General features: G+C 77.5%; 1 protein-coding gene. It reads left to right on the forward strand.

The genetic code is table 11. The features are described 5' to 3' along the window. Positions 1-663 (forward strand): DUF222 domain-containing protein (locus ACK8HX_RS17750; RefSeq protein WP_411942044.1); only part of this gene is annotated, 663 nt, incomplete at both ends.

Consider the following 663-nt stretch of genomic DNA (forward strand, 5'->3'; position numbering starts at 1 on the left):
AGTGGGCCGAGGACGGCACGATCACCGAGGTCGTCCGCGCCCCGGGTCACGTCGCGATCGACGCCGCCGACCTCCTCGCGCCCTGCCTGGGCGCGACGCACCACCAGGCGCAGCGGCGGGTCGACGTCGCGGTCCGCCTCGCCGCCGGGGCGGTCCCGGTCGGCGAGGGCACCCGCGCGGTGCCGCAGCCGTCCGGACTGGGCGGGCTGCACACCGCGATGCGTGACGGGCGCCTCGACGGCTACCGCGCCTCCGTCATCGCCCACGAGCTCGCCGACGCACCGGCCGCGGTCGCCGCCGCGGTCGTCGCCGCCCTCGACGCGCACCTGCACCGTGACTCCACCACGCTGCGCAAGCGCGCCCGCACCCTCCTCGCGCGGGTCAGCCCCGACCTGCTGAGCCGGCGCGCCGAGAAGGCCCGCACCCACACCGGGCTGCGCCGCTGGGCCGGCGAACCCGGCGTGGACACGTGGTACGGCACCTTCCCCTGCGAGGACGCCGCGACCGCGTGGGCCGTCATCGACGACCACGCCCGCCGCCTCGTCGCCGACGGGACCTGCACCACCGTGGAGCAGGCCCGCGGCAAGGCCCTCACCGACCTCGTCACCGCCCAGGCCACCGTCACCATCTCCCTGGTCCTCACCACCCCCGCCGACACCACCG

This window comes from Oryzobacter faecalis (assembly GCF_046764005.1).
In the GTDB taxonomy this organism is placed as follows: domain Bacteria; phylum Actinomycetota; class Actinomycetes; order Actinomycetales; family Dermatophilaceae; genus Oryzobacter; species Oryzobacter faecalis.